General features: G+C 45.6%; 2 protein-coding genes and 1 pseudogene. All 3 read left to right on the top strand.

The window, feature by feature from the left end:
- Positions 1-46 precede the first annotated feature (46 nt).
- Positions 47-1558, top strand: a pseudogene (locus H6S82_RS24840) (NAD(P)H-quinone oxidoreductase subunit N); the annotation flags it as partial.
- 138 nt (positions 1559-1696) lie between these two features.
- Entirely contained in the window at positions 1697-2482 is a 786-nt protein-coding gene (locus H6S82_RS24835) for a type VI secretion system accessory protein TagJ (RefSeq protein ID WP_190475486.1), read from the top strand.
- A gap of 93 nt (positions 2483-2575) precedes the next feature.
- Entirely contained in the window at positions 2576-3322 is a 747-nt protein-coding gene (locus H6S82_RS24830) for a metallophosphoesterase (protein ID WP_190475484.1), read from the top strand.
- Positions 3323-3419: the final 97 nt, after the last annotated feature.

Below are 3419 nucleotides of genomic sequence, written 5' to 3'. Positions count from 1 at the left end.
TAAAAGTCCCTGTTTCCATGCCTAATCGCCGATCGTTATACAATCTATGAGTTTTGCTGAACTAGCAGCCCAGCTAAATGCTGGCACAATATGGCCAGAGGGTATTGTCATCATCACCCTCATTGCGGTCTTGATTGGTGACTTAATTGTGGGGCGGACTTCTGCACGCTGGACACCCTATTTAGCGATCGCAGGACTTTTCGCCTCCATCCTCGCCCTGTACTTTCAATGGGGTAGCAATAACCCCATCGCATTTCTGGGTGAGTTTAACGGCGATGCCCTCAGTATCGTGTTTCGCGGTATCGTTGCCTTATCGGCGGCGGTGACAATTTTGATGTCCATCCGCTACGTGGAACAATCTGGCACTTCCTTGGGGGAATTTATCGCCATTTTGCTAACCGCGACGCTGGGCGGTATGTTCCTCTGTGGGGCGGACGAACTGGTAACGATATTTATCGCGCTGGAAACCCTCAGTATTTCCTCTTACCTGCTCACAGGTTACACCAAACGCGACCCTCGCTCTAACGAAGCGGCGTTGAAATACCTGTTGATTGGGGCTTCGAGTTCGGCGATATTCCTGTACGGCATATCTTTGCTGTACGGTTTGTCGGGTGGGGAAACTCGTTTGAGTGCGATCGCATCCGGTATAGGCGATAGCGGTCAATCTTTAGGTTTGGTAATTGCCTTGGTATTTGCGATCGCAGGTATCGCCTTCAAAATCTCCGCCGTACCTTTCCACCAGTGGACGCCTGACGTTTACGAAGGTTCGCCTACTCCAGTTGTAGCCTTCCTTTCCGTGGGTTCCAAAGCAGCTGGTTTCGCCCTTGCGATCCGCTTACTGGTAACTGCTTTCCCCTTAGTAACCGATCAGTGGCGATTTGTCTTCACCGCCCTCGCCATTCTCAGCATGGTTTTGGGTAACGTAGTCGCCCTCGCCCAAACTAGCATGAAACGGCTGCTGGCTTACTCTTCGATCGGGCAAGCCGGTTTCGTGATGATCGGTTTGATTGCAGGTACTCAAGCAGGTTATGCCAGCATGATCTTTTATATGCTGATTTACCTGTTCATGAACTTGGGCGGTTTCATCTGCGTGATTTTGTTCACCCTGCGGACGGGAACTGACCAAATTAGCGAGTACTCCGGTTTGTATCAAAAAGACCCCCTCCTCACTTTGGGACTCAGCATTTGTCTGCTTTCCTTGGGAGGAATTCCGCCTTTGGCCGGTTTCTTTGGCAAAATTTATCTATTCTGGGCAGGTTGGCAAGCTGGACTTTACGGTTTGGTGTTGCTGGCGTTAGTGACTAGCGTTATCTCGATTTACTACTACATCCGCGTTGTCAAGATGATGGTAGTGAAAGAACCGCAAGAAATGTCGGAAACTGTGCAGAATTATCCAGAAATTCGCTGGAATTTGCCCGGTATGCGGCCTTTGCAAGTGGGTTTGGTGGTGATGTTATTGGCTACCTCGTTGGCGGGAATTCTGTCTAATCCGCTGTTTACGCTGGCTAACAGTTCGGTTGTGGGTACCCCGATCCTGCAACAAGCGATCGCACCTGTTTCCGCACCAGCAGTTAGCATGAATGTGCAAGCAGTCAGCAGCTTTCCGCAAAACTAAACAGCGAAGCATAATTACTGAAAGTTAGAAACTGCCTGACATATCTGTCAGGCTTTTTTTATCAAAGGGGACTAAGTATAAATGAAAACCGAAGATTGGCTGATTCAAGGTAATTTAACAGAAGCGATCGCACAAGCTTACCGGGATGTGTCAGAAGACTCTCAAAACGCTTCCCTTAGCTTTCTTCTATTTGAACTGCTTGTGCTGGCGGAAGATTTCGATGCAGCAGAAGATCGACTGCGCGATGTAGCATTAGCAGATACCAGATTATCGGAAGCTGCTGAGTTCTACTTCGCTATTCTCAACGCCGAGCGATCGCGCTACAATTTTTTGAGCCAACTTCAAGGCGCACCCCAAGCTTTGCAAGAACCTCCCGCCTACGGTGCAAAATTTATCAATGCTTTGGGACTGCTGTGCGAATCGAGAATAGAAGAAGCGGAAGCTTTACTCGACGAAGCTTGGAAGGAAGTTCCCAAATTATCGGGAATTTTGGATGGCGAAGAATTTACGCAAATTCGCGATGCCGATGATGTATTAGGGCCTTTTTTAGAAGCGGTGATTCCCGAAGGCTATTTCTGGATTCCCTTTGAGCAGATCGAGCGAATTGAATTCCAAGAAAGACAAGGTTATCAAGATACAATTTGGTTGCCAGCATACATCGAAATGAAAGGAGGAATTCAAGGCGATTTGTGGGTTCCTTCTTTGTATTCGGGAACTGGAATAAAAGATGATGTCTTAAGATTGGGACAAATGACTGCCTGGGAATATCCATCGGAAAAGATCGGTCGAGCCTACGGACAGCGAGATATTGTCTGCGATAAAAAGTTAATAGGTATCCGGCAAATATCAACAATTGTATTTGGCTAATGAAAAGGCAGGTTTTGAATCGTTTTTTAAATTATTGGATGAATTCGATCGGCGAGATAAAAGTTTGAATGGAAATGGGGTAGAGGAAATAAAATGAAGTTGCATATCCTCAGCGATTTACATATAGAGTTTGAGCAATTCACCCCTTTGGTAACTAATGCAGACGTTATTATTCTAGCTGGGGATATTCACGTTGGTAAAAAAGGTGTAGATTGGGCTAAACATTACTTTCCAGATCTGCCTGTAATTTATGTTTTAGGTAACCATGAGTACTACGGAAAGGCATTTCCAAAACATATTGACGATCTCAAACGATCGGCAGAAGGCACGAATATCCATATTTTGGAGAATGACAGCTTGATAATTAACGACATTAAATTCTTGGGCTGCACGTTATGGACAGATTTTAGCTTGTTTGGCGATCCTAAAATTGCTGGGTATGAAGCAACCCGAATAATGACTGATTACAGGAAAATTCGAGTCAGTCCCGATTATCGCAAACTACGGTCTATTGATACGGCAATCATCCATAATAAGTCATTACGCTGGTTGGGTGAAGAACTGTTAAACAACCAAAATAACAAAATAGTGGTAATTACCCATCATGCACCAAGTAAACGCTCTTTAGCTGTGTGCGATCGAGATGATATTCTCAGTGCTGCTTATGCCTCAAACCTTGATAAATTTGTTGAAGAATCTAGTATTTCTTTATGGATACACGGGCACATCCACTGTCAACATGATTATTTGCTCGGAAGCACGCGAGTAATTTGTAATCCTAGAGGTTATCCAGACGAACGAAACAAGAATTTTATCCCTGATTTGGAGATAGAGTTCTGAAGCCACCCCAGCCCTAAAGGGACGGGGGTTCAAAATGCGATGAAACCTCCACTTGGCTCTCCCAAATTGGTACAACATCCAAGTTCTTAGTGTTGGC

This window comes from Planktothrix sp. FACHB-1355 (assembly GCF_014748295.1).
GTDB lineage: Bacteria > Cyanobacteriota > Cyanobacteriia > Cyanobacteriales > Aerosakkonemataceae > Aerosakkonema > Aerosakkonema funiforme_A.
Note: the sequence above shows the minus strand (reverse complement) of the source record. Positions and strands in the feature narration are given on the sequence as shown.

Coding starts and splice junctions, on each gene's coding strand:
- H6S82_RS24835 (WP_190475486.1), top strand. CDS start 1,697: ATGAAAACCGAAGATTGGCTGATTCAAGGTAATTTAACAGAAGCGATC.
- H6S82_RS24830 (WP_190475484.1), top strand. CDS start 2,576: ATGAAGTTGCATATCCTCAGCGATTTACATATAGAGTTTGAGCAATTC.